Here is a 23,280-nt window from a genome sequence, read left to right as displayed (position 1 = left end):
GAGCGCTCAGTCGTTCACCACGAGCGCCGGGGTCTCCTTCGTCAGCACCTCGCCGCGGAAGAAGGCGGGCGCGCGGCGCCGCATCACCTCCATCAGCACCAGCCCGAGGAACAGCAGCCCGACGCCGATGACGAAGACGGAGCCGACGCCGAGGACCGAGGAGCCCGAACCGTAGGCCGGGTCCCACATGTCGTACAGGGTCTTGCCGAAGACGGCCGTCAGAAGGACGCCGCCGACTACGGGGAACAGCCCCTTGAAGACGAGATCGCGTGCGGACCGGGTGAGTTCGGCACGGAAGTACCAGGCGCAGGCGAAGGCCGTCAGGGCGTAGTAGAAGCAGATCATCAGGCCGAGGGCGTAGATGGTGTCGACCAGGACGTGCTCGCTGACCAGGGTCATCACCGTGTAGAACCCGCCGGTCGCGACGCCGGCGACGACGGTGGCCCGCCCCGGGGTCCTGAACCGCGGGTGGACCTTCGCGTACGAGGCGGGGAGCGCCTCGTACGACGCCATGGCCAGGACCGTGCGCGCCACCGGGATGAACGTCGTCTGGAGGCTCGCGGCGGCCGAGGCGAGCACCGCCAGGAAGAGCAGGATGCCGAGGCCGGGGCCCATGACGGGGCCCGCGAGGGCGGCGAAGACGTTGTCGGAGGTACCGGGGTTCGCCAGGCCGAGCCCGGTGTCCCCGGCGCCCACGGCCATCTGCGCGGCGATGCCGGTGGCCAGGTAGGAGCCGACCAGGACGACCATCGCGACGAGGGCGGCGCGGCCGGGCGTCCTCTCGCTGCCGATGGTCTCCTCGTTGGTCGTGAGACAGGTGTCCCAGCCCCAGAACATGAAGATCGAGAGGGACAGCCCCGCCGTGAAGGCGGCGAACGACTGGACGGCGAACGGGTTCAGCCAGGACCACGAGAAGTCCGGCGACGTGGCGGCGAAGTCGCCGCTGCCCGCCTTCCGCACGGCCATGACGACGAACAGCGCGAGGACGACGAGTTGCAGCGCCACGAGCGTGTACTGGATGCCCTTGGTCGCCGTCATGCCCCGATAGCTGATCGCCGTCGCCACGGCGATCAGGAGCAGGCAGGTCAGGATGTGCACCGGCTTGCTGTCGTCGAGGGCGGCGACCGGGCCACTCCCGGAGATCTCGCCCGCCAGCAGCCAGAAGTACGAGGTCGCGACGCCCGCGAGGTTCGACAGGACGATGATCGTCGCGATGACCAGGCCCCATCCGCACATCCACCCGAGGCGGGGACCGAACGCCTTGACCGTCCAGGTGAACGAGGTGCCGCAGTCGGGCACCGCCTTGTTCAGCTCCCGGTAGGCGAAGGCGACCAGCAGCATCGGGAGGAACCCGGCCAGGAACACGGCGGGCATGTGCACGCCGACCTCCCCGGCGGTGGAGCCCAGCGTGGAGGTGAGGCAGTACACCGGGGCGACGGTGGAGATGCCGAGGACGGCACTGCCCATCAGCCCGACGGAGTCCCCGCCGAGGCCCTTCTCGCGTACGCCGCCGTCGGCAGGGGCGGTTCCCCGTGCCGTGTCTCCGGCCCGTGGCCGCGCGTCCAGCTGAGTCATGGGGAGGACGTTATGCGCTGCGATATCCATATCCGGAGGCTGAGACTTCAACGTCTCACCCTTGCATTGCTTCACCTTTTGCGGCCTTGCGATCGCCTCACCATAGGTCGTTTTGACGTTTCACCTTTGAATGCAAGACCGAATGACCGACCGGCGAGTATGCGGGAACCGCACCTCAGTCCATTTTGTCCGGGTTCAGATTTTTCCGGTGCTTCGTGGGACAGGCTCCGGTGCTCCGTGGAACAGGCCTCGGGCGGCGGCCCCCTCCGGGCCCGCCGCCCCACGCCGGGGCGCTCCTCCGCGCGGCCCGGCGCACGGTCACCTACGGCGGTAGAGCTCCTCGATCTCCGCGTCGAAGTCCCGCACGATCGCGTCCCTCCTCAGCTTCAGCGAAGGCGTGAGATGACCGCTCTCCTCGGTGAACTCCCCCGGCAACACGGTGAACTTGCGGATCGACTCCGCCCGCGAGACCAGCCGGTTGGCCTCGTCGACCGCCCGCTGCAGTGCCGTGCGCAGATCCTCGTCCCGGACCAGCTCACGCAGGGGAACGCCTTCCTTCCCGCGCATCCGGCGCCAGTGCGCGAGACCGTCCGGCTCCAGGGTGAGCAGGGCGCTGACGAACGGGCGGTTGTCGCCGACCACCATGCACTGGCCGACCAGCGGATGGGCGCGCAGCCAGTCCTCCAGCGGGGCCGGGGTGACGTTCTTGCCGCCCGACGTGATGATGATGTCCTTCTTGCGGCCGGTGATCGTGAGGTAGCCGTCCTCGTCCAGGGCGCCGAGGTCGCCGGTCGGGAACCACGCGCCGTCCGCGTGCGGGACGGCAGAGCCGCGCTCGGTGTCCCAGTAGCCCCCGAAGACCTGGCCGCCGCTGAGCAGGACCTCCCCGTCGTCCGCGATCCGCACGGCGGTGCCCGGCAGGGGCCAGCCCACCGTGCCCAGCCGGGGCCTCAGGGGCGGGGTGACCGTGGCCGCCGCCGTCGTCTCGGTCAGGCCGTAACCCTCGAATATCTGGATGCCGGCCCCCGCGTAGAACGCCGCGAGCCGGCGGCCCAGCGGGGAGCCGCCGCAGATCGCGTAGCGGACATGACCGCCCAGGGCCGCGCGGATGCGGCGGTAGACCAGCGGATCGTAGAGGGCTCGGGCGGCGCGCAGCCCGGGGCCGGGGCCGGGGCCCGTGCCGTGTTCGGCGGCCTCGACGGCCTCTCCGTAGCGCCGTGCGATACGGGCGGCGCGGTCGAAGGACGAGGCACGGCCCATCTTCTCCGCCGTCGCGCGGCCGGTGTTGAAGACCTTCTCCAGGACGTAGGGGATGGCCAGCAGGAAGGACGGCTTGAATCCGGCGAGGTCGGCGAGCAGGTCCTCGGTCGAGATGGACGGCGCGTGGCCGAGCCGGACCCGCGCGCGCAGGCAGCCGATCGCCACCATCCGCCCGAAGACATGGGACAGGGGGAGGAACAGCAGGGTCGAGGCGGGGTACTTCGAGACCGACCTGAAGACCGGGTGGAGCAGCTCGATGGCGTTGTCGACCTCGGCGAAGAAGTTCGCGTGGGTCAGGACGCAGCCCTTGGGCCGGCCCGTCGTGCCGGACGTGTAGATCAGCGTGGCGGGGCTCTGTGGCCCCAGGGCGGCACGCCGGGCGGTGACGGCCGCGTCGGGGACGTCCTTGCCGAGCGCCTTCAGCCGCCCGACGGCCCCCGTGTCGAACTGCCAGAGGTGGGCGAGATCGCCCAGTTGCCGGCGCTCCTGGCTGACCAGCCGTCCCTGCTCCTTCGTCTCCACGGCGCAGGCCACCGCTCCGGAGTCCTGGAGGATCCAGCGCGTCTGGAAGGCGGACGACGTCGGATAGACGGGCACCGTGACCAGCCCGGCCGCCCAGGCCGCGAAGTCGAGCAGCGTCCACTCGTAGGTCGTGCGGGCCATGATCGCGACCCGGTCACCGCTCTGGAGGCCTTCGGCGATCAGGCCCTTGGCGACGGCCAGGACCTCCGCCGCGAACGCTTCGGCGGTCACGTCCTGCCAGCCGCCGTCCCCCTGCTTGCGGCTGAGGACGGGTTCCGCCGGGGCCTCGCGGGCGTTGTCGAAGGGGATCTCCGCGAGGGAGCCGCTCAGCACCGTCGGCGCGAACAGCGGCACGGACACTTCCCGTACGGTGCCGTCGGCCGCCCTGACCTTGGTCGGCTCGACCAGGACGGGCTCGGCGGTTACGGCGGCGGGGGCAGGCGTGGACACGAGCGGCTCCTCGACATGGGGTTCGGCGCCGGGCCCCGTCCCTGGGGCGGGCACCGAGCGGCTGCTGGATGCGCGGGGGTCGTTCACGTGCGGGGCGTTCGCGGTCAGGGGCGTCGGCTGTGCGGGCGTTCACGGTGCGGGGCGCGGGCGCGGGCCGCACCGTCCTCAGGAGCGGGGCGGCGGCTCGCCTCACCGGGGGCGGCTCGTTCAGGGGCGTTCCAGGATGGCGGTGACCCCCTGGCCGCCGGCGGCGCAGACCGAGATCAGTCCCCTGCCGGGCGCGTCCCGCTCCGCGAGGAGCTTGGCGAGGGTCGCCACGATCCGGGCACCGGTCGCGGCGAAGGGGTGGCCGGTGGCGAGTGACGACCCGGCCACGTTCAGCCTGTCCCGGTCGACGGGCGCCAGTCCCCGCTCCTCCCACGAGGCGAGCGTCGCGAGGACCTGGGAGGCGAACGCCTCGTGGATCTCGACGAGGTCGAAGTCGCCCATGGCCAGCCCCGCACGCTCCAGCATGCGCGGCACGGCGTACGCGGGTGCCATCAGCAGCCCCTCCTCGCCGTTCACGTAGTCCACGGCCGCCGTCTCGTACAGCGACAGGTAGGCCAGCGGTTCCAGGCCGCGCGCCTCAGCCCACTCCTCGCTCGCCAGGAGCACGGCGGCCGCACCGTCGGTGAGCGGCGTCGAATTCCCGGCGGTCATCGTCGCGTCGGGGTGACCGGCGCCGAACACCGGTTTCAGGGTGGCGAGTTTCTCCACCGTGGATCCCGGGCGCAGGTTCTGGTCGCGTTCCAGGCCCAGAAAGGGCACGACGAGGTCGTCCAGGAAGCCGCGCTCGTAGGCCGCGGCGAGCCGCTGGTGGCTGGCGGCCGCCAGCAGGTCCTGGTCCTCGCGGGACACGCCCCACTTCTGGGCGGTGACGGCCGCGTGCTCACCCATCGAAAGTCCGGTACGGGGCTCGGCGTTGCGCGGGATGTCCGGGACGAGGTGACTGGGGCGCACAGCGGCCAGGGCCTTGAGCCGCGCGCCCGCGGACTTCGCGCGCCGGGCGTCCAACAGAATGCGGCGCAACCGGTCGTTGACCCCGAGCGGCGCGTCGCTGGTGGTGTCCGCGCCTCCGGCGACGGCCGAGTCGACCGCGCCGAGGGCGATCTTGTTGGCTGCGGCGATGACGGCCTGCAGCCCGGTGCCGCAGGCCTGCTGGATGTCGTACGCCGGTGTGCGGGGGTCCAGTGCGCTGCCCAGGACGGTCTCGCGGGCCAGGTTGAAGTCACGGCTGTGCTTGAGCACCGCGCCGGCGACGAACTCGCCGACCCGCTGCCCCCGGAGGCCGAACCGGTCGACGAGCCCGTCCAGTGCGGCGGTCAGCATCTGCTGGTTGGACGCGTGCGCGTAGGGGCCGTCGGAGCGGGCGAACGGGATGCGGCTGCCGCCGAGGACCGCGACCCGGCGCGGCTGGGGAAGCGGGAGGGGAATCAACTCGACCAACTCATCTCGACCTACTCCTGACCCTTGAGTAACCTTACTCAACGGTAAATCTACGACCGAGCAGGAGTCTGGACAATGGCCGACCGCTATCTGCACTTCACCGGCACGGCAGCCGGCCGCTTCCTGACCCGCAGGACCGGGCTGCCCGCGCCGGTGGCGCTGCGTCGCTGGTCCGTCGGAACCCCGTCCCTGGAAGGGCCGTTGCTGCACCTCACCGCCGGTGAATCCGCCTGCCCCGGGCAGTTCGCCCCGGTGCTGGCGGCGACCGGACTGAAGGTCACCGGGAGCGCCGAACGGCCGGCCGGCATCGTCCTGGACGCGACCGGGGTCAGCACGGCCGCCGGGCTCGCCCGCGTGCACGCGGCCCTCCACCCCGTCATACGGTCGCTCGCCGGAAACGGCCGTGTCGTCGTGCTCGGCACCACTCCCTCCCCGGACGACCACCATCAGGCGGCGGCCCAGCAGGCGCTCGAAGGCTTCGTGCGCTCGCTCGGCAAGGAGATCGGCAGGGGCTCCACCGCCCAACTGGTCAGGCTCGCCCCGGGAGCCGGCGCCGCATCGGCCGAGTCCACCCTGCGCTTCCTGCTGTCACCACGCTCGGCGTACGTCAGCGGCCAGGTCGTCCAGCTCACCGCCGACGCGCCCGGCGAGACGGCCGACCCCGCGGCACCCCTGTCGGGCCGCACCGCCCTGGTCACCGGCGCCGCCCGCGGCATCGGGGCGGCCGTCGCCTCCGTGCTCGCCAGGGACGGCGCGCGGGTGATCTGCCTGGACGTGCCGCAGGTGCGCGAGGAACTGGTCCGCACCGCCGACCGGCTCGGGGCCGCCTCCCTGCCGCTGGACATCACCGCACCCGACGCGGCCGAGCGGATCGCCGCGGCGGCACCCGGCGGCCTGGACGCCCTCGTCCACAACGCGGGCATCACCCGAGACCGGCGGCTCGCCAACATGGCGGCCGACCGCTGGGCCTCCGTCGTCGACGTCAACCTGGACAGCGTCCTGCGTACCACGGACGCCCTGCTGGAGTCGGGCACCGTGAACCGCGGCGGCCGGATCGTCGCCACCGCCTCCATCGCCGGGATCGCCGGGAACACCGGCCAGACCAACTACGCGGCCGCCAAGGCGGGAATCATCGGCATGGTCCGTTCACTCGCCCCGCGCGCGGCCGCCGGCCACGGAGTCACGGTGAACGCGGTCGCGCCCGGTTTCATCGAGACGAGGATGACGGCCGCCGTGCCGCTGTTCATCCGGGAGGCGGGCCGCAGGATGAACTCCCTCTCGCAGGGCGGCCTTCCGGTCGATGTCGCCGAGACCGTCGCATGGCTCGCCCACCCCGGGTCCGGCGCCCTCAACGGCCAGGTCGTACGCGTCTGCGGCCAGAGCCTGCTGGGGGCCTGACCGATGACCGGCCTCGGCCTCTCCCTGGTGCGCGGAGCCGTCACCTCGCCCTTCAAGCGGGCCGGGCGGCCCGGCCAGGCACTGCCCGCCGGACGCGTGGTGCTCGCACCCTCCCCCACCGCCCCCGGGCCCCTCGCCGCGTACAACAGGGTCTGCGGCTTCGCCGGGCCGGGTCCGCTGCCGCTCACCTATCCGCACGTCCTCGGCTTCCCGTCGGCGATGCGGGTCATGACCCGCCGCGACTTCCCGCTCCCGGTGCTCGGCCTGGTGCACACCTGGATCGAGATCACCGGGCACCGGGAGCTCCAGCCCGACGATGCCCTCCAACTCACCGTCCACGCAGCTGCCCTGATGCCTCATCGGCGCGGCACCGAGGTCACTGTGGTGACGGAGGCCCGTCTCGGCGACGCCCTCGTCTGGGAGTCCCGCAGCGGTTACCTGTCCCGGCACCCGACCGGCGAGGCGGGCCCACCGGACCCCCCGTCGCCCTCCGGCGGCACCCAGCAGGCTCCGGCGCCCGGTCCCGCCGTGGCCGGGCTGCCCGCAGTGGCCGAGTGGCACCTTCCCACCGGCCTGGGGCGGCGGTACGGCGCCGCGTCGGGCGACCGGAACCCCATCCACCTCCACCCCTTGACGGCCCGGCTGTTCGGCTTCCCCCGGCACATCGCGCACGGCATGTGGACCGTCGCCCGCTGCCTGGCCCAGGAGAGCGGACACGGCCCCGGGGACTCCGGCCGGATCCGTTCCGTCCGGGCCGACTTCAGGGCCCCCGTGCTGCTGCCCGCCACCGTCACGTACGCCGCGTCCGGGCCGGACTTCGAGGTGCGCGACGGCAGCCGCGTCCACCTCACCGGGCGGCTGAGCCGTCGGGACTGAGGCCGGAACGGGCGGCCTGCCCGTCAGGACCGAGACGGGCCGGCTCCCCCGCCGGGCCGGCCCCCTCAGTCGGTCCTGGACTGCCAGCCGCGCCCGTGCATGAGGTTCTCCAGGCCGGCCCACGAGAAGTTCATCAGGGTCGACGCGGCCTCCTTGGCCGAGACCCCGGGCGTGACGTTGGCCCACCCGGCAAGCGCTTCTGCGGCCCCCACGAGTGCCTGCGCGAGCCCCGCCACGTCACGGTCGGGCAGGGCCGGATCATGGTGCGCCTCGCGCGCCGCCGCCCCGATCAGACCCGTCACGAACGCAACGATCTCCTTGCGCAGCGCCCCGACCTCGCTGACGAACGGCTCCCCGTGGGAGCTCGCCTGCTGGTGCAGCACGGACCAGCCGTCGGGGTTCTCCGCGGTGTGCGTGAAGAACGCCCTCAGCCCCGCCCACAGCTGCCGGTCCGCCGGAAGCCCCGGCTCGACCGCCGCCGTCACGGCCTCCACCAGCGCCTTCGACTCGCGCCGGATGCACGCGGTGAAGAGCTCCTCCTTGGAATTGAGGTAGAGATAGACCAACGGCTTGGAGACCCCGGCCAGTTCGGCGATCTCGTCCATCGAGGCGGCGCGGTATCCACGCTGCCCGAAGGTCTGCACGGCCGCGTCCATCATCTGCTGCTCACGCACCGCGCGCGGCATCCGTTTGCTCTTCACTGCACTCACGTCAGACATCCCCTCCGCCCCCACTGCGCTACTCCCCGGGCAAGACTACGGCGCCCCGCGGGCGCCCACCGCGCCCCGCTGATGCGATCCGGCCCCCGTGGCCGGTTGCCCGCACGTCGACTTGCCGTCCTCCCGCACGCACCGCGTGCTGTGCGGTGAGGGTCGTGACGCTCTAGGCGGCGACGGGGACGCCGGCGGGCCTGGCGTCCTCGACCTCGGCCTCGTCGACCGGGGAGGCCGACGCGGAGTTGTACGCGTCGTGGTCCAGGATCTTCTCGCGGGCCGAGACGATGACCGGAACCAGCGCCTGCCCCGCCACGTTCGTGGCGGTGCGCATCATGTCCAGGATCGGGTCGATGGCGAGCAGCAGGCCCACGCCCTCCAGCGGAAGGCCCAGCGTCGACAGCGTCAGGGTCAGCATCACCGTGGCGCCGGTGAGGCCGGCGGTGGCCGCCGAGCCGATCACCGAGACGAACGCGATCAGGAGGTAGTCGCCGATCCCGAGCTGGACGTCGAAGATCTGCGCGATGAAGATCGCCGCCAGCGCCGGGTAGATCGCGGCGCAGCCGTCCATCTTGGTCGTGGCGCCGAAGGGAACGGCGAAGGAGGCGTACTCCTTCGGGACGCCCAGGCGCTCGGTGACCCTCTGGGTGACCGGCATCGTGCCGACCGAGGAGCGGGAGACGAAGGCGAGCTGGATCGCGGGCCAGGCACCCTTGAAGAACTGCAGCGGGCTGACCTTGGCGACCGTGGCGAGGAGCAGCGGGTAGACGCCGAACATCACCAGGGCGCAGCCGATGTAGACGTCGGCGGTGAAGGTCGCGTACTTGCCGATCAGGTCCCAGCCGTACGTGGCGATCGCGTAGCCGATGAGGCCGACGGTGCCGAGCGGGGCGAGGCGGATGACCCACCACAGGGCCTTCTGGAGGAGTTCCAGGACCGACTCGCTGATGGCGAGGATCGGCTTGGCCTTCTCGCCGAGCTGGAGGGCGGCGATACCGGCGACGGCCGCCATGAAGACGATCTGGAGGACGTTCAGCTCGGTGAACGGCGTGATGATGTCGGTCGGGATGATGCCGGTCAGGAAGTCCAGCCAGGAGCCCGCGTGTTCGGGCTCCTGGGCCTTGCTCAGGTCGAGGTTCGCACCGGTACCCGGGTTGGTGATCAGACCGATCGCGAGGCCGATGGCGACCGCGATCAGCGAGGTGATCATGAACCACAGGAGCGTACGGGTGGCCAGCCGCGCGGCGTTGTTGACCTTGCGCAGGTTGGTGATCGACACCAGGATCGCGAAGAAGACGAGCGGCGCGACGGCCAGCTTCAGCAGCTGGACGAAGATGCCGCCGACCCTGTCGAGCGTGGTGACGAGCCAGCCGACGTCCTGGCTGCGGGCGAGCCACCCGAGCAGGACGCCGAGGACCAGACCGGCGACGATCTGGGCCCAGAAGGGGACGCTGGGTATGCGGAAGCCGGAACCGGACGGCCGGTCGGCCTCGGTCTCGGCGGTGGGTGCGGGATTCGCGGACACGGACACACTCCAGATGTGACGCGACGGGCGTACGGGGGACGGACGTACGGTCGTGCAGGGGGACGGGGGTGCGGCGCCCGCGTCAGAGGCGGCGCCGCTGCATGATGCCGGTTCAGACGTTGCGGCAACAGACCGCGGACATACAGCGGCAGAGATCGACGTGCAGGCGCACCACGAGCGGGACGCCCAGGGCGTGGCGGGTGCGCACGGCAGTCATCATGGCGAACACGTTAACACCTCAACTTTGAGGACCTCAAAGGTAGGCTTCTTGATCATTTAGATCGCGCGGAGGTCCGGACACGACGAAACCCCGGTGCGGGAGCGGCTGCTCCGGCCCGGGGCTTCGTCGTGACGGGGTTCGCGGTGTGAGGAACCTTACGCGGTGCTTACCTGGCGACCGAGTCCTCGCGGGAGCGGTTCGCCTCCAGCCGGGCCTTGGTGCGGTCGACCTTCGAGACGAGCTGCTCGGACATCTCGTCGCGCTGCTTGCGCAGCAGGACGTAGCTGAGGGGCGCCGAGAGCAGCAGACCGAGGAGGATGACCCAGACGGCGTTCGAGCCGCCGACACCCGAGGGCAGCACACCGAAGTGGACCGCGACACCCGCGACGAAGAAGCAGCCCACGAAGATCAGCACGCGCATCCCGGTGTAGCGGATCGTTGCGCTCGGCTTGGCAGCGGGCACGGCTGGCCTTCTCTCTTCGTACGACGTCCGCGGTCGTGCGGTCCATGGTTCTGCCCGACCAGTGAAGCATGCCCCGAATTCGATCAGTTCGCAGGGCTCCCCGGCACGCCCGGCGACTCCGACGCGGACCGCTTCACCGGCCGGCGGACAGCCCTCAGCGGAACAGCGGGAGCAGCATGATGATGTCGTCGCGGAAGTCGTCCTCGGCGACACGGATGGCGTCCGGAATCCGGCCGACCTCCTTGTATCCGCAGGAGGCGTAGAAGCGGTCGGCCCCGGTGCCGCCGCGGCAGGTGAGCCGCACCGCGCGGATGCCGTCGATCGCGCGGGCGGCGTCGGCCGCGGCGGCCATCAGCTCACGCCCGAAGCCCTTGCCCTGGTGCCGGGGGTGCACCATCACCGTGTAGACGCCTATCCAGTGCTGCATCAGCCGGTGGGTGTTGTGGGTGAGGAAGGCGGTGGCGGCCACGGTGCCGTCCTCGTCCCGCCCGACGACGAGGTGGGTGCGCCCCTCGGCCATGCCGGCCAGGTGCTTGACCAGCTCCGGCCGGACCGCGTCGGCGGTGACGGGCGGCACGAAGCCGACGGCTCCGCCGGCGTTCGTCACGTCGACCCAGAGCGCGGTGATGTCGTCCCGCAGGGCCCGGTCGAACGCGGGGTTCACTGAAAATGTAAGCGCCATAAAAGCAGATTAACCATTACGAGCGAGGCCTTCAACCGGCGTCCACCCCGCGAGAAAGCCCCGGCCGGGGACGGCGGACCGGGGCTTTCGGTGCGGTGGGACACAGGACGCCCGCGAGGGGCGCACGGCGTCAGACGCGCATGGGCTGCGGGGTCTCGCGCCGGTCGGCGTCCGGTCCCGGGTATTCGCGCAGGATCTCGTACCGCGTGTTGCGCTCCACGGGGCGGAAGCCCGCGTCGCGGATCAGGTCCAGCAGGTCCTCACGGCCGAGCTTGTTCGGCGTGCCGTAGTCGTCCGCATCGTGCGTGATCTTGTACTCGACGACCGAGCCGTCCATGTCGTCGGCGCCGTGCTGGAGCGCGAGCTGCGCGGTCTGCACGCCGTGCATCACCCAGAACACCTTGACGTGCGGGACGTTGTCGAAGAGCAGCCGCGAGACCGCGAAGGTCTTGAGCGCCTCGGCACCGGTCGCCATCGACGTCCGCGCCTGGAGGGTGTTGCGGACCTTGCCGTCCTTCATGTCGACGAAGTCGTGCTGGTAGCGCAGCGGGATGAAGACCTGGAAGCCGCCGGTCTCGTCCTGCATCTCCCGCAGCCGCAGCACGTGGTCGACGCGGTGACGGGGCTCCTCGATGTGCCCGTACAGCATCGTCGCCGGGGTCTTGAGCCCCTTCTCGTGCGCGAGGCGGTGGATGCGCGACCAATCCTCCCAGTGGGTGTTGTGGTCGACGATGTGCTGGCGGACCTCCCAGTCGAAGATCTCCGCGCCGCCGCCGGTCAGGGACTCGAGACCGGCGTCGATCAGCTCGTCGAGGATCTCGGAGGCCGAGAGCCCGGAGATCGTCTCGAAGTGGTGGATCTCCGTCGCCGTGAACGCCTTGAGCGCGACCTCGGGCAGCGCCTCCTTGAGCGCGCTGAGCGAACGGGGGTAGTAGCGCCACGGCAGGGTGGGGTGCAGACCGTTGACGATGTGCAGCTCGGTGAGGTTCTCGCCCTGCATCGCCTTCGCGAGCCGGACGGCCTCCTCGATGCGCATCGTGTACGCGTCCTTCTCGCCCGGCTTGCGCTGGAACGAGCAGTACGCGCAGGACGCGGTGCACACGTTCGTCATGTTGAGGTGGCGGTTGACGTTGAAGTGGACGACGTCGCCGTTCTTCCTCGTGCGCACCTCGTGCGCCAGCCCGCCGAGCCATGCGAGGTCGTCGGACTCGTAGAGCGCGATCCCGTCCTCGCGGGTCAGCCGCTCGCCGGCCCGGACCTTCTCCTCCAGCTCGCGCTTGAGTCCCGCGTCCACCTGGGCGCCTCCGTATGTCTCTGCGTCACCGACATGTCAGTGCGTTACCGATCCGGCAGCCAACCGTACTCCCCCGCGTTTCGGGCGGAAGCACCCCCGTCCCCGGGTCAGTCCTCGTCGGGGAGCTCGCCGACCCGGTTCTCCCACTTGGTGGAGAGCACGACGGTCGTACGGGTCCTGGAGACCCCCTTCGTGCCGCTCAGCCTGCGGATCGTCTTCTCCAGACCGTCGACGTCGCCGACCCGGACCTTGAGCATGAACGAGTCGTCCCCGGCGATGAACCAGCAGTCCTCGATCTCGGCGAGGTCCTTCAGCCGGTGCGCGACGTCCTCGTGGTCGGCGGCGTCGGAGAGCGAGATCCCGATCAGCGCGGTGACCCCCAGTCCGAGCGAGGCGGAGTCGACGGTCGCCCGGTAACCGGTGATGACACCGGCGGTTTCCAGCCGGTTGATGCGGTCGGTGACGCTGGGCCCGGAGAGCCCGACGAGCCGCCCCAGCTCGGCATACGAGGCCCTGCCGTTCTCCCTGAGGGCCTGGATGAGCTGCCTGTCCACCGCGTCCATATGACTGAAACCTTCCATTGCTCAGCAGTCCTGCGAGCTTACGTGTAGAATCTAAGGCACAACAGGGGTTACGGCCTGGAAATCTCTTCCGTAGCCCGAGAAACGCTTACGAATCTTCAGGAGTGATCTTCACCGTGTACACGATCGAGATGGCCTACGCCCGAATGCGCGAGCTGCAGGACCTGGCCAACCGCTCGCGTGCCCACCAGCCCGCCGCCGCCCGTCGTGTCGACCGGACCCGCACCCCGCGGGTCGGCAGGAAGCAGCGCTGACCCCACCGGATCAGCCCCGGGAGCCGCCACCGAGCTCCCCCTCCCACCGGCGGTAGAGCTGGTGCGGCACCCCCGCCGCGTCCAGCACCCGCCCGGCGACGAAGTCCACCAGATCCTGGATGTGCGTCGCCCCCGCGTAGAAACCCGGAGAGGCGGGCAGCACCACGGCGCCCGCCTCGTCCAGCGCGACCATCTGCTTCAGCGTCGAACCGCTCAGAGGGGTCTCGCGCACCGCCACGACCAGCTTCCGCCGCTCCTTGAGCGTCACGCTCGCGGCCCGCTGCAGCAGGTCCTTCGAGAGCCCCAGCGCCACCCCGGCCACACACGCGGTCGAGGCCGGCACGATGAGCATCCCCTTCGCCGGGTACGACCCGGACGAGGGCCCGGCCGCCAGGTCACCGGCCGCCCAGTGGCGCACGGCCCCGACGTCGGGCCGGAAGGTGTCCGGCTTCCCGTCCGCCCCCCGCGCCAGCCAGGTGCGCAGGTCGTCCCGCCAGTGCGCGTCGCGGAAGGCGATCCCCGTCTCGTCCAGGAGCGTCAGCCGGGAGGACCGGCTGACCACCAGGTCGACGCTCTCGCCCGCGTCCAGCAGCCCGCGCAGCACCGAGGCCGCGAAGGGCGTGCCCGATGCTCCCGACACCCCGACAATCCAAGGCCTGCGCTGCTGTTGAGTCACTGAAGTCCCGGCCGTCACACCGCCGAGCCTATCCGGCACAGGGCCTCACGTCCGGGTCAGGTCGATGCGGGACGCACCGCGGCCGCCGTCCAGGAACCGGGCCGGGGTCCTCGTACGTTGACGTTGCAGCGACGGGAGCACCAGCCATGGACAGGGGGTGACCATGACGGACACACGCACGAGCGGCACCGCGCGGGCCGTCGCGGCCGGCGCGGTCATGCTCGCCTGGGTCGCGCTGCTGTGGGTGCTGGAAGGCATCGACGTCGCGACGGGCCACTCACTCGACACCTACGGCGTCAGCCCACGCGAGCCCGCCGAGCTGGCCGACGTCGTGCCGGCCGCCTTCCTGCACGGCGGCTGGGAACACGTGGCGTCCAACAGCGTCCCGCTGCTGGTCCTCGGCTTCATCGCCGCGCTCGGCGGCATAGGCAGGTTCGCCGCGGTGGTCCTCGTCGTGATCGTGACCAGCGGTCTCGGCGTATGGCTCACGGCACCGCAGAACACGGTCACCCTCGGGGCGTCCGGCGTGGTCTTCGGGCTGTTCGGCTATCTCCTGGTCCGCGGCTTCGTCGACCGCCGCCCGCTGGACATCGTGGTCGGCGTGCTCATAGCCGCGGTCTACGGCTCGCTGCTCTGGGGCGTGCTGCCGACGGACTCCGGCATCAGCTGGCAGGGCCACCTCTTCGGGCTGACGGGCGGGGTGGCGGCGGCCTTCCTCTTCCGCCGCCCCCGACGGCCGCGGGGCCCGGACCACGTCACGGTGTGAGGCCGCGCGCCAGCAGATCGAGCAGCGCGCAGGCGAACAGCGCGATCCCGATGAAACCGTTGACCGAGAAGAAGGCCCGGTTGAGCCTCGACAGGTCGTGCGGCCGCACGACGCGGTGCTCGTACACGAAGGCCACGGCCACGATCAGCATGCCGATCCAGTAGAAGGCCTCCGCATCGGTCGCCAGCCCGAACCACACCAGCAGACCGGTCGTGACCGCGTGGCAGACCCGCGCGCCCCACAGGGCCGCCGGGATGCCGAAACGGGCCGGGAAGGAGAGCACCCCGTGGGCCCGGTCGGCCTGCACGTCCTGGCAGGCGAAGATCAGGTCGAAGCCGCCGATCCAGATCCCGACGGCCAGCCCCAGGATCACCGCGTCCCACGACCAGCTCCCGGTCACCGCCAGCCAGGCACCGATCGGGCCGATCGCCTGCGCGAGGCCGAGGATCGCGTGCGGGAAGTTCGTGAACCGCTTGCCGTACGGATAGACGATCATCGGCACGACCGCGACCGGCGCCAGCGCCAGGCAGAGGGGGTTGAGCAGCGCGGCGGCACCGAGGAAGGCGACGAGCGCCACGAGTGCCCCGGTCCACGCCGACCTGACCGACACCGCCCCGGTGACCAGCTCCCGGCCCGCGGTGCGCGGGTTACGGGCGTCGATCTCCCGGTCGATGATCCGGTTGGCCGCCATCGCGAAGGTCCGCAATCCGACCATCGCGACGGTCACGAGCAGCAGCGTGGCCCAGTGGATGCTCTCGTCCAGCTGGAACATCGCGGTCAGCGCGGCGATGTAGGCGAAGGGCAGCGCGAAGACCGAGTGCTCGATCATCACCAGCCGCAGGAACGCGCGTGGCTTGCTGCGCGGCTGCGGTACAGCGCCGGCCGAGGCTGAGGCTGAGGCGCTCACAGGCCGTACTCCTTCCATCGGCGGTCGACCTTCGCCGCCGTCTCCGGGTGGGACTCGACCATCTCCGGCCAGCCCCCGTCCCGCGTGTACCCCTCCTCGGGCAGTTTGCGCGTCGCGTCGATGCCCGCCTTGCCACCCCAGAACTGCTGGTAGGAGGCGTGGTCGAGATGGTCGACCGGGCCTTCGGTGACCGTCAGGTCCCGCGCGTAGTCGGTGTTGCCGAGGGCCCGCCAGGCGACCTCGTGCAGGTCGTGGACGTCGCAGTCGGAGTCCACGACCACGATCAGCTTGGTCAGCGACATCATGTGCGCCCCCCAGATGGCGCTCATGACCTTCTGGGCGTGCTTGGGGTACTTCTTGTCGATCGAGACGATCGCGCAGTTGTGGAAGCCGCCGGCCTCGGGCAGGTGGTAGTCCACGATGTCCGGGACGATGATCTTGAGCAGGGGCAGGAAGAACCTTTCGGTGGCCCTCCCCAGCGGCCCGTCCTCGGTGGGCGGCCTGCCGACCACGATCGACTGCAGCAGCGGCCGCTTGCGCATCGTCACACAGTCGATCTTCAGCGCGGGGAAGGGTTCCTGCGGGGTGTAGAAGCCGGTGTGGTCGCCGAACGGGCCCTCCGGCAGCATCTCGCCCGGCTCCAGCCAGCCCTCGATCACGACCTCCGCCTGCGCCGGGACCTGGAGCGGGACGGTCTTGCAGTCGACCATCTCGATCCGCTTGCCCTGGACGAATCCGGCGAAGAGGTACTCGTCGATGTCCCCGGGCAGCGGCGCGGTCGACGCGTAGGTGACGGCGGGCGGGGCACCGAAGGCGATGGCGACGGGCAGCTTCTCACCGCGCCGCGCGGCGACCTGGTAGTGGTTGCGGCTGTCCTTGTGGATCTGCCAGTGCATCCCGATGGTGCGCTTGTCGTGGCGCTGCAGCCGGTAGAGCCCCAGATTGCGGATGCCCGTCTCGGGGTCCTTGGTGTGCGTGAGCCCCAGGTTGAAGAAGGAGCCGCCGTCCTCGGGCCAGGTGAACAGCGCGGGCAGCCGGTCGAGGTCCACGTCGTCGCCGGTCAGGACGACCTCCTGGACGGGGGCGCTCTCGGACTTCACCTTCTTCGGCGGCAGGTGGGTCACCGCGCCGAGCTTCCCGAACGCCTCGCGGACGCCGACGAAGCCCTGCGGCAGTTCCGGCTTGAGCAGGCCGCCGATCCTGTCGCTGATCTCGGCGTACGACTTCAGCCCGAGCGCCTTGAGGAGCCTGCGGTCGGTCCCGTAGACGTTCATGGCCAGGGGCATCGACGAGCCCTTGACGTTCTCGAAGAGCAGGGCGGGCCCGCCCGCCTTGTTCACCCGGTCGACGATCTCGCCGACCTCCAGATACGGGTCGACCTCGGCCTTGATGCGCTTGAGATCGCCCTCGCGCTCCAGAGCCCGGAGCAGGGAGCGAAGATCGTCGTAAGCCATAACGTCCAGTATCTGCCACCCGCTACCCTGGGCCCGTCACCGGGGGCGGGACAGCGCCTCCCCATCTCATCTCGGGGGACCTCCACGATGCTCAGGGCCTTGATCTATCTGCTGCCGCTGGCGCTGACGATCTACGCGTTCATCGACTGCCTGAACACCCCGGAGGACGAGGCGAAGCACCTGCCGAAGGTGGCCTGGATCTTCATCATCCTGCTGTTCTGGATCGTCGGTCCGATCGTCTGGCTCGCCGCGGGCAAGCTGCGCACGCCGCCCACCGGGGGCCGCACACCCTCCGAGTGGCATCGCTCCCACCGCACCACGTGGGTGGCGCCCGACGACAACCCGGACTTCCTCAAGTCGCTGAGGGAGGAGAACAAGAAGGACGAGTCCCTCCTCAAGGACTGGGAGGCGGACCTTCGCCGGCGCGAGGAGGAGATCAAGCGCCGGGAGAGCGGCAAGGCCCCCGAGGACCCGGCGCCTCCCGCCGGCGCGTGAACCCCTGCCCGCGCGGGTTCACCGCTTCATGACGAGAGCAGCTGCCCCAGCCGGTTCAGCAGGGGCAGCAGGGCCGTGCGCTCCTGGGCCGTGAGCGCCTCCAGAGCGCCGTGCACCGCCCGCATCTCGGTGCGGATCCGGTGCGCCAGCTCGGTCCCCTCCGCCGTGCGGGAGGCCACCTTCGAGCGGCGGTCGCCGGGCGCCGGGGTGCGCGTCACCAGACCGCGGACCTCCATCCGGCCGATCAGACCGGTGGCGTTGGACGCGTCGCACACCAGGTGACCGGCCAGGGCGCTCATGGGCATGGGGTCGTTCAGGGCGATCAGCGCCCGTGCCTGCGAGGAGCTGAGGCCGTGCCGCCCGGCGACGACGGTGAGGTCGTCGTAGTGGCCCCGGACGACGACCGCGAGGGGCTCCAGCAGCTCGTCCGGATCAGGGACGGCGCGGGGTGCCGGTTCCGTCGTCATGTTCGGTCATCCTTCGATCGGGTACGCGTGGTCCGGGCACCGGCCGGTCCGGTGCGCCACGCCCCGCATTCGTTTGACATGCTCAAATTTTGGCCGTTACATGATCACTATTGCTTGAGCATATCAAGCTCTTCATGTGTCGTACGTCCGCGCTCGCACCTCGTAGGGAGCACCCCCCCATGCCCTCCGTACTCTTCGTCCTCACCGGTGCCGACCACTGGACCCTCAACGACGGCAGCGCCCACCCCACCGGGTTCTGGGCCGAGGAACTCGCCGCCCCGCACCGCGTCTTCACCCAGGCCGGCTTCGACATCACCGTGGCCACCCCCGGCGGGGTCGCCCCCACCGTGGACACCGCGAGCCTGGCCGCCGAGGCCAACGGCGGCCAGGAACAGGCCGACGCCATCGCCTCCTACCTCGCCTCGATCGACGAGACGCTGCGCATCCCGGCCCGGCTGGAGGACGTCGTCCCCACGTCCTACGACATCGTGTTCTACCCCGGCGGCCACGGGCCCATGGAGGACCTGGCCGTCAGCGAGGTGTCCGGGCGCCTGCTCACCGCGGCGCTCGACTCGGGTGCCCAGGTGGCCGTCCTGTGCCACGCCCCCGCCGCACTGCTGGCCGCCCGCCGGGACAACGGCGACTGGCCGTTCGCCGGTTACCGCATGACCGGGTTCAGCAACGCCGAGGAGACCCAGGCCGGCTTCGCCGCGAAGGCGCCCTGGCTGCTGGAGAACCGGCTCGTCGAGCTCGGCGCCGACTACGGCGCGGCCGAGCCGTGGGCGGTGCACACCGTGCACGACCGCAACCTGCACACCGGCCAGAACCCGGCCTCGTCCGAGCAGTTGGCCCGCGAGATCGTGGCGGCGCTGTGAGCGCCGGTACCGCCGTGGAGACCTCCGGCCGCCGCAGGGCGGTCCTGGACACACCCCCCGGCTGAGACCCCGTACGCCGACGAGGGCGCGACCGCGTCGATGCGGTCGCGCCCTCGTGGTGTGCCCGGCCGTGCCGTCAGACTCCCGCGTAGGAGTGCTTGCCGGTCACGAAGATGTTCACGCCGTAGTAGTTGAAGAGCCAGCAGCCGAACGCGATGAGCGCCAGGTAGGCCGCCTTGCGCCCCTTCCAGCCGGCCGTCGCGCGGGCGTGCAGGTAACAGGCGTACGCGACCCAGGTGATGAAGGACCACACCTCCTTGGGGTCCCAGCCCCAGTACCGGCCCCACGCGTCGCCCGCCCAGATCGCGCCCGCGATGATCGTGAAGGTCCACAGCGGGAAGACGGCGGCGTTGATGCGGTACGAGAAGGTGTCCAGGGACTTCGCCGCGGGGAGCCGATCCAGCACGGAGGAGGCGAACCTGCCGGGGGTCCCGCCGTTCGCGATCTTGTTCTCGTAGCTGTCGCGGAACAGGTAGAGCAGCGTGCCGACGGCCCCGAGGTAGAACACGGCACCGCAGATGATGGCGGTGGAGACGTGGATCCACAGCCAGTAGGAGTGCAGCGCCGGCACGAGCTGGTCGCTGTCGGTGTAGAGCGTGGTGGTCGCGATGCCGAGGTCCAGCAGGACCGTGGTCACCAGCAGCAGGCCGATCCAGCGCACGTTCTTCCGCAGGACCAGCAGGATGAGGTACGCGCCGACCGCCACCGTGGAGAAGGTGATGGAGAACTCGTACATGTTGCCCCAGGGGGCGCGCCGCACCGACATGGCGCGCGCCACGACCCCGCCGGCCTGCACGGCGAAGGCGACGACGGTCAGGGAGACCGCGATCCGCCCCCACAGGTCGCCCTTGAACGTGCCGCCCGCGGCGCCGGGTCCGTCCGGCACGTCACGGGACCCGGCGGCCGAGCGCGTCACGACCTTGGGGCGCTCCAGCACCGCGGTGGTGCCGCCCTGCTGACCGATCACGACCTTCGGGGCGGTACCGGCGCCGGCCGGACCGCTCAGCGCGGCCGCGGTACGGCCGACCTTGCTGCGGCTGCCGAACACCCACTCCGCGATGTGTGCGAAGAAGGCCAGGGTGTAGACGGCCATCGACGAATAGATCAGCACATTGCTGGTGTGTGCCAGATTCTCGTTGGTTGCGGCGGCGAGACTCACTTCTCAGCCCCTTCGGCAGGTTCTTCGGCAGGTTGTCCGGAAGGTCGTCCGGGCTCGGGATCGGGATCGGGCGCGCTCGGCGCCGTGTCGTGCAGCGCGGCCGCCAGGCCGGCCAGTTCCTCGGGCAGCTTCGCGGACTCGCTGCGGCCGAGGCCGGCCATCTCCACGACGGTGACGCCGTCCGCCCCGCGCACGGCCCGCACCCACACGCGGCGCCGCTGGATGAACAGCGATCCGGCGAGGCCGAGGATGGCCGCCACGGCGCCGGTCAGGGCCCAGCCGCTGGCGGGCTGACGCGAGATCTGGAAGCTCGCCCACTCCTCGACGCTCTCGAAGGTGATCGAGCCGGCGCCGTCGGGGAGCTTCATGGTCTCGCCGGGACGCAGGCGCTTCTTGAGCTTGTCCCCGTTGCTGTCCTTGAATTCCTTCATCTTGGACGTGTCGAGCTGGTAGACGTTCTGCGGCAGCCCGGAGTCGACGCCGAGGCTGCCGTGGTAGCCGTTGAGCGCGAGGACCGGATAGTCGGCGCCGGGGTACTGCGAGAACATCGTGCCCTTGCCGTCACCGGCGAACGTCGGGACGAAGAACGCCTGGAACCCCAGCTGGGTCTTCTTGCCGCTCTTGTCCTTGTAGCCGTCCATCACCTTGATCGCGCCGGTCGAGGTGACGTTGTTGTCAATGGGCAGCAGGGGTACCGCGTTGCGGTAGACCTCCTTGCCCCTGCCGTCCTTGACGGAGATGACCGGGGCGTAGCCGTGCGCGTTGAGGTAGACCTTCGTGCCGTCGACGACGAGCGGCTTGTTGACCTCGATGACCTTCTTCTTCGGGGCGCCGTCGGCGCCCTCGGAGTAGGTCACGCGGGCTTCGTACGTCCGGGGCGTGCCGCGCTGCGGGCCGCTGCGCTCGTACGTGCCGACGAACTCGTCCAGGTCGAAACTGAAGGGGGTGAGGTCGTCGTTGTCGAAGAGCGAGCCCGACTTGAAGTCGTCGTACTGGGTGATCGTGTTGGCGAAGCCGTCGCCCTCGACCACCAGCTTGCCGCCCTCGGACTTGAAGAGCTGTCCGCCGGCGAACGCGACCAGCATGACGATCAGGGCGATGTGGAAGAGCAGGTTGCCCGTCTCGCGCAGGTAGCCCTTCTCCGCCGCGACCGCCTCGCCGACGGTGTGCGAGCGGAAGCGCCGCTTGCGGAGGATCGCGAGGGCCGCCTCGCGGACCTGCTCCGGGGCCGCCTCGGTGCGCCAGGTGGTGTACGCGGGCAGCCGGGTCAGGGTCCTGGGGGCGCCCGGCGGGCGGCCGCGCAGCTGGCCGACGAACTGGCCGGTGCGCGGGACGATGCAGCCGATCAGCGAGACGAACAGCAGGATGTAGATCGCGGAGAACCACACGGAGCTGTAGACGTCGAAGAACTGCAGCTTCTCGTAGAGCGGGCTGACGGTGGAGTGGGCCTCCTTGAAGGTCTGCACCTTCAGTTCGTCCACGCTGTTCTGCGGGATCAGCGACCCGGGGACGGCGCCGAGCGACAGCAGGAAGAGCAGGATCAGCGCGACCCGCATCGAGGTGAGCTGCCGCCAGAACCACCGGGCCCAGCCGATGACGCCCATCGAGGGTACGGAGCCGGCGGGTTCCTCGCTCGGGGCGGTGGAGAGCTGTGCCCCGGCCTCGCCGAGGCCGCGCTCGTCCGTGGTGTGCGTGTTGCTCATGGACTCAGATCCCCACAGTGAAGCCGTTGGACCAGACCTGCATCTCCTGGATGAGCACGTCCCACGCGCCCGTCAGCAGGAGTACTCCGGTCACGATCATCATGCCGCCGCCGATGCGCATGACCCATGCGTAGTGGCGCTTGACCCAGCCGAACGCGCCGAGCGCCCGGCGGAAGGCGACCGCCGCCAGGACGAAGGGGACGCCGAGCCCGAGGCAGTACGCCACGGACAGGACCGCCCCCCGGCCGGCCGTCGCCTGCGTAAACGCGAGCGAGTTGACGGAGGCGAGTGTCGGGCCCAGACAGGGCGTCCAGCCGATCCCGAAGAGGGCGCCGAGCAGCGGTGCGCCCGCCAGCCCGGTCACCGGCCTCCGGTGGATGCGGAACTCGCGCTGCGTCATCCACGGCATGAGGCCCATGAAGAAGACGCCCATGAGGATCATCAGGCCGCCGAGGACCTTGGTGAGGGTCCCGCTGTATCCCTGGAGCGTCTGGCCGAAGAAGCCGAAGAGCGCGCCGCCGGACACGAACACGGCGGTGAAGCCGAGGACGAAGAGCGAGGCCCCGGCGACGGTCCGGCCCCGCCGGCTGTCGGCCAGGTCGGCGCCGCTCACCCCGGTGACGTAGCTGAGGTAACCGGGCACCAGCGGAAGGACGCACGGCGAGAAGAAGGAGACGAGCCCGCCGAGCAGCGCGAGGGGCAACGCCACTATGAGGGCGCCGCTGAGGACCGTCTCGTTTCCGCCGGTGGCCGCGGCCAGCCCGATCGCCGGGATCACTTCTCTGCGACCAGCGGGTCGATCATCTCGCGCAGCTTCGCGGCGTCGAGCGCGGCGAGCGAGCGGGCGGCGATCCTGCCCTCCCGGTCGACGACCACGGTCGACGGGATGGCCTGCGGGTTCAGTGTGCCCTTGGGGAAGCGCAGGAGGAGCTTCCCGGTCGGGTCGTAGAGGCTCGGGTAGGTGACCCCGAAGTCCTCCTCGAAGCTGACCGCGAGGGACTTCTGCGGGTCGCGGGTGTTGACGCCGACGAACTGCACGCCCTGCGCCCCGGTCTCCTCGGACACCTTCTGGAAGTGCTTGGCCTCGGCGCGGCAGGGGCCGCACCACGAGCCCCAGAAGTTGAGGACGACGACCTTGCCCTTGTAGTCGGCGATGTCGAGGGGCTTGCCCTCCAGCGTCGTGCCGTCGAGCTTCGGCGCGTCGGTGCGGTCCGCCTCGGCGACGGTCGAGATCCCGCCACTGCCGGTCACGAAGTTCGTGTTGCCACCGCCGCCCGCCCTGGTGCCGTCACCACTGCACGCGGACAGGGTCAGCGCGCCTGCCGCGGCGAGGGCGGCGAGCAGGGTGAAGCGGCGTCGGGATGCGCGGCCAGAGCTCATGTGAAAAGTTTCGCATGGCAGTTCCGGGGATCTTGCGCAC

The 23,280-nt window shown here is 70.7% G+C and carries 23 protein-coding genes; 6 read left to right on the top strand and 17 right to left on the bottom strand.

The genetic code is table 11. The annotated features are described in order from the left end of the window. Positions 1-6: 6 nt before the first annotated feature. The 3 genes from ACFYY2_RS24085 to ACFYY2_RS24075 all read right to left on the bottom strand — a co-directional run bounded on the left by ACFYY2_RS24085 (position 7) and on the right by ACFYY2_RS24075 (position 5,292). On the bottom strand, positions 7-1,575 hold the full coding sequence (locus ACFYY2_RS24085; RefSeq protein ID WP_388746193.1) for an APC family permease: 1,569 nt from the start codon (positions 1,573-1,575) through the stop codon (positions 7-9). A gap of 318 nt (positions 1,576-1,893) precedes the next feature. Further along, on the bottom strand, positions 1,894-3,807 hold the full coding sequence (locus ACFYY2_RS24080) for an AMP-dependent synthetase/ligase (protein ID WP_388746189.1): 1,914 nt from the start codon (positions 3,805-3,807) through the stop codon (positions 1,894-1,896). A 207-nt stretch (positions 3,808-4,014) separates the two neighbouring features. Further along, positions 4,015-5,292, bottom strand: coding sequence for an acetyl-CoA C-acetyltransferase (locus ACFYY2_RS24075; protein WP_388746185.1), 1,278 nt, complete (start codon positions 5,290-5,292; stop codon positions 4,015-4,017). Positions 5,293-5,367: 75 nt separating this feature from the next. Here ACFYY2_RS24075 and ACFYY2_RS24070 point away from each other — a divergent pair, with 75 nt between their 5' ends. Together ACFYY2_RS24070 and ACFYY2_RS24065 are read left to right on the top strand one after the other, a co-directional pair. Further along, positions 5,368-6,690: a 3-oxoacyl-ACP reductase gene (locus ACFYY2_RS24070; protein ID WP_388746181.1), complete on the top strand. Its 1,323-nt coding sequence runs from the start codon at positions 5,368-5,370 to the stop codon at positions 6,688-6,690. 3 nt (positions 6,691-6,693) lie between these two features. After that, a complete protein-coding gene (locus ACFYY2_RS24065; protein WP_388746178.1) occupies positions 6,694-7,566 on the top strand; it encodes a MaoC/PaaZ C-terminal domain-containing protein in 873 nt (290 codons plus the stop codon). Between the two features lie 65 nt (positions 7,567-7,631). Here the strand turns inward: ACFYY2_RS24065 and ACFYY2_RS24060 are convergent, their stop codons facing one another. The 6 genes from ACFYY2_RS24060 to ACFYY2_RS24035 all read right to left on the bottom strand — a co-directional run bounded on the left by ACFYY2_RS24060 (position 7,632) and on the right by ACFYY2_RS24035 (position 13,026). Then, complete coding sequence (locus tag ACFYY2_RS24060) at positions 7,632-8,252, bottom strand: TetR/AcrR family transcriptional regulator (protein WP_388746586.1); 621 nt, start codon at positions 8,250-8,252, stop codon at positions 7,632-7,634. A gap of 196 nt (positions 8,253-8,448) precedes the next feature. Then, a complete protein-coding gene (locus tag ACFYY2_RS24055) occupies positions 8,449-9,804 on the bottom strand; it encodes a dicarboxylate/amino acid:cation symporter (RefSeq protein ID WP_388746175.1) in 1,356 nt (451 codons plus the stop codon). Between the two features lie 386 nt (positions 9,805-10,190). Next, positions 10,191-10,487 (bottom strand): DUF4229 domain-containing protein, encoded by a 297-nt coding sequence (locus ACFYY2_RS24050; RefSeq protein WP_388746173.1) that lies wholly within the window; start codon positions 10,485-10,487, stop codon positions 10,191-10,193. A 154-nt stretch (positions 10,488-10,641) separates the two neighbouring features. Further along, positions 10,642-11,169, bottom strand: coding sequence for a GNAT family N-acetyltransferase (locus ACFYY2_RS24045; RefSeq protein ID WP_388746171.1), 528 nt, complete (start codon positions 11,167-11,169; stop codon positions 10,642-10,644). Positions 11,170-11,299: 130 nt separating this feature from the next. After that, positions 11,300-12,463: an aminofutalosine synthase MqnE gene (mqnE, locus tag ACFYY2_RS24040; RefSeq protein WP_329038325.1), complete on the bottom strand. Its 1,164-nt coding sequence runs from the start codon at positions 12,461-12,463 to the stop codon at positions 11,300-11,302. Between the two features lie 107 nt (positions 12,464-12,570). After that, the gene (locus ACFYY2_RS24035) at positions 12,571-13,026 is read right to left on the bottom strand and encodes an Lrp/AsnC family transcriptional regulator (RefSeq protein ID WP_388746168.1); all 456 of its coding nucleotides are present in this window, start codon (positions 13,024-13,026) and stop codon (positions 12,571-12,573) included. 122 nt (positions 13,027-13,148) lie between these two features. Here ACFYY2_RS24035 and ACFYY2_RS24030 point away from each other — a divergent pair, with 122 nt between their 5' ends. Further along, entirely contained in the window at positions 13,149-13,298 is a 150-nt protein-coding gene (locus ACFYY2_RS24030; protein ID WP_388746166.1) for a hypothetical protein, read from the top strand. A gap of 10 nt (positions 13,299-13,308) precedes the next feature. On the opposite strand, the gene ACFYY2_RS24025 is transcribed toward ACFYY2_RS24030, so the two are convergent. Beyond that, entirely contained in the window at positions 13,309-13,974 is a 666-nt protein-coding gene (locus ACFYY2_RS24025) for a UbiX family flavin prenyltransferase (protein ID WP_388746164.1), read from the bottom strand. 163 nt (positions 13,975-14,137) lie between these two features. Here ACFYY2_RS24025 and ACFYY2_RS24020 point away from each other — a divergent pair, with 163 nt between their 5' ends. Continuing rightward, a complete protein-coding gene (locus ACFYY2_RS24020; RefSeq protein ID WP_388746162.1) occupies positions 14,138-14,740 on the top strand; it encodes a rhomboid family intramembrane serine protease in 603 nt (200 codons plus the stop codon). Here ACFYY2_RS24020 and mqnP read toward each other — a convergent pair. Both mqnP and ACFYY2_RS24010 read right to left on the bottom strand, forming a co-directional pair. Then, positions 14,730-15,647 carry a menaquinone biosynthesis prenyltransferase MqnP gene (gene mqnP / locus ACFYY2_RS24015; protein WP_388746160.1) on the bottom strand — a complete coding sequence of 306 codons (918 nt, stop codon included), beginning with the start codon at positions 15,645-15,647 and terminating at the stop codon, positions 14,730-14,732. The two genes, ACFYY2_RS24020 and mqnP, sit on opposite strands and share 11 nt — an antisense overlap. Next, positions 15,644-17,101: a menaquinone biosynthesis decarboxylase gene (locus ACFYY2_RS24010; RefSeq protein WP_388746157.1), complete on the bottom strand. Its 1,458-nt coding sequence runs from the start codon at positions 17,099-17,101 to the stop codon at positions 15,644-15,646. The genes mqnP and ACFYY2_RS24010 overlap by 4 nt, the downstream gene beginning before the upstream one ends. Before the next feature lie 87 nt (positions 17,102-17,188). Here ACFYY2_RS24010 and ACFYY2_RS24005 point away from each other — a divergent pair, with 87 nt between their 5' ends. Beyond that, positions 17,189-17,596, top strand: coding sequence for a PLD nuclease N-terminal domain-containing protein (locus ACFYY2_RS24005; protein ID WP_388746155.1), 408 nt, complete (start codon positions 17,189-17,191; stop codon positions 17,594-17,596). 26 nt (positions 17,597-17,622) lie between these two features. Here the strand turns inward: ACFYY2_RS24005 and ACFYY2_RS24000 are convergent, their stop codons facing one another. Next, positions 17,623-18,063, bottom strand: coding sequence for a MarR family winged helix-turn-helix transcriptional regulator (locus ACFYY2_RS24000; RefSeq protein WP_388746153.1), 441 nt, complete (start codon positions 18,061-18,063; stop codon positions 17,623-17,625). Positions 18,064-18,242: 179 nt separating this feature from the next. Between ACFYY2_RS24000 and ACFYY2_RS23995 the strand changes: the two genes are divergently transcribed. After that, entirely contained in the window at positions 18,243-18,938 is a 696-nt protein-coding gene (locus ACFYY2_RS23995; protein ID WP_388746150.1) for a type 1 glutamine amidotransferase domain-containing protein, read from the top strand. 136 nt (positions 18,939-19,074) lie between these two features. Here the strand turns inward: ACFYY2_RS23995 and ccsB are convergent, their stop codons facing one another. Genes ccsB through ACFYY2_RS23975 form a run of 4 tightly spaced genes read right to left on the bottom strand, consistent with a single transcriptional unit; the run spans position 19,075 to position 23,240 of the window. Beyond that, complete coding sequence (gene ccsB, locus ACFYY2_RS23990; protein ID WP_388746148.1) at positions 19,075-20,157, bottom strand: c-type cytochrome biogenesis protein CcsB; 1,083 nt, start codon at positions 20,155-20,157, stop codon at positions 19,075-19,077. Then, positions 20,154-21,860 carry a cytochrome c biogenesis protein ResB gene (locus ACFYY2_RS23985; RefSeq protein WP_388746146.1) on the bottom strand — a complete coding sequence of 569 codons (1,707 nt, stop codon included), beginning with the start codon at positions 21,858-21,860 and terminating at the stop codon, positions 20,154-20,156. Before ACFYY2_RS23985 ends, ccsB begins: the two co-directional genes overlap by 4 nt. Positions 21,861-21,864: 4 nt before the next feature. Next, positions 21,865-22,626 carry a cytochrome c biogenesis CcdA family protein gene (locus tag ACFYY2_RS23980; protein WP_388746584.1) on the bottom strand — a complete coding sequence of 254 codons (762 nt, stop codon included), beginning with the start codon at positions 22,624-22,626 and terminating at the stop codon, positions 21,865-21,867. Between the two features lie 8 nt (positions 22,627-22,634). Further along, on the bottom strand, positions 22,635-23,240 hold the full coding sequence (locus ACFYY2_RS23975; RefSeq protein ID WP_388746144.1) for a TlpA family protein disulfide reductase: 606 nt from the start codon (positions 23,238-23,240) through the stop codon (positions 22,635-22,637). Positions 23,241-23,280: the final 40 nt, after the last annotated feature.

The sequence above is a fragment of the Streptomyces sp. NPDC001822 genome (assembly GCF_042892135.1).
In the GTDB taxonomy this organism is placed as follows: domain Bacteria; phylum Actinomycetota; class Actinomycetes; order Streptomycetales; family Streptomycetaceae; genus Streptomyces.
The sequence above is the reverse complement of the archived record's forward strand: the minus strand, read 5'-3'. Positions and strand labels throughout refer to the sequence as shown.

What these genes read in the sequence shown, in the direction of transcription:
- ACFYY2_RS23995 (WP_388746150.1), top strand. Translation starts at nt 18,243, where the DNA reads ATGCCCTCCGTACTCTTCGTCCTCACCGGTGCCGACCACTGGACCCTC.
- ACFYY2_RS24000 (WP_388746153.1), bottom strand. Translation starts at nt 18,063, where the DNA reads ATGACGACGGAACCGGCACCCCGCGCCGTCCCTGATCCGGACGAGCTG.
- ACFYY2_RS24070 (WP_388746181.1), top strand. Translation starts at nt 5,368, where the DNA reads ATGGCCGACCGCTATCTGCACTTCACCGGCACGGCAGCCGGCCGCTTC.
- ACFYY2_RS23985 (WP_388746146.1), bottom strand. Translation starts at nt 21,860, where the DNA reads ATGAGCAACACGCACACCACGGACGAGCGCGGCCTCGGCGAGGCCGGG.
- ACFYY2_RS24085 (WP_388746193.1), bottom strand. Translation starts at nt 1,575, where the DNA reads ATGACTCAGCTGGACGCGCGGCCACGGGCCGGAGACACGGCACGGGGA.
- ACFYY2_RS24060 (WP_388746586.1), bottom strand. Translation starts at nt 8,252, where the DNA reads ATGCCGCGCGCGGTGCGTGAGCAGCAGATGATGGACGCGGCCGTGCAG.
- ACFYY2_RS24035 (WP_388746168.1), bottom strand. Translation starts at nt 13,026, where the DNA reads ATGGACGCGGTGGACAGGCAGCTCATCCAGGCCCTCAGGGAGAACGGC.
- ACFYY2_RS24065 (WP_388746178.1), top strand. Translation starts at nt 6,694, where the DNA reads ATGACCGGCCTCGGCCTCTCCCTGGTGCGCGGAGCCGTCACCTCGCCC.
- ACFYY2_RS24020 (WP_388746162.1), top strand. Translation starts at nt 14,138, where the DNA reads ATGACGGACACACGCACGAGCGGCACCGCGCGGGCCGTCGCGGCCGGC.
- ACFYY2_RS24010 (WP_388746157.1), bottom strand. Translation starts at nt 17,101, where the DNA reads ATGGCTTACGACGATCTTCGCTCCCTGCTCCGGGCTCTGGAGCGCGAG.
- ACFYY2_RS24045 (WP_388746171.1), bottom strand. Translation starts at nt 11,169, where the DNA reads ATGGCGCTTACATTTTCAGTGAACCCCGCGTTCGACCGGGCCCTGCGG.
- ACFYY2_RS24005 (WP_388746155.1), top strand. Translation starts at nt 17,189, where the DNA reads ATGCTCAGGGCCTTGATCTATCTGCTGCCGCTGGCGCTGACGATCTAC.
- ACFYY2_RS23975 (WP_388746144.1), bottom strand. Translation starts at nt 23,240, where the DNA reads ATGAGCTCTGGCCGCGCATCCCGACGCCGCTTCACCCTGCTCGCCGCC.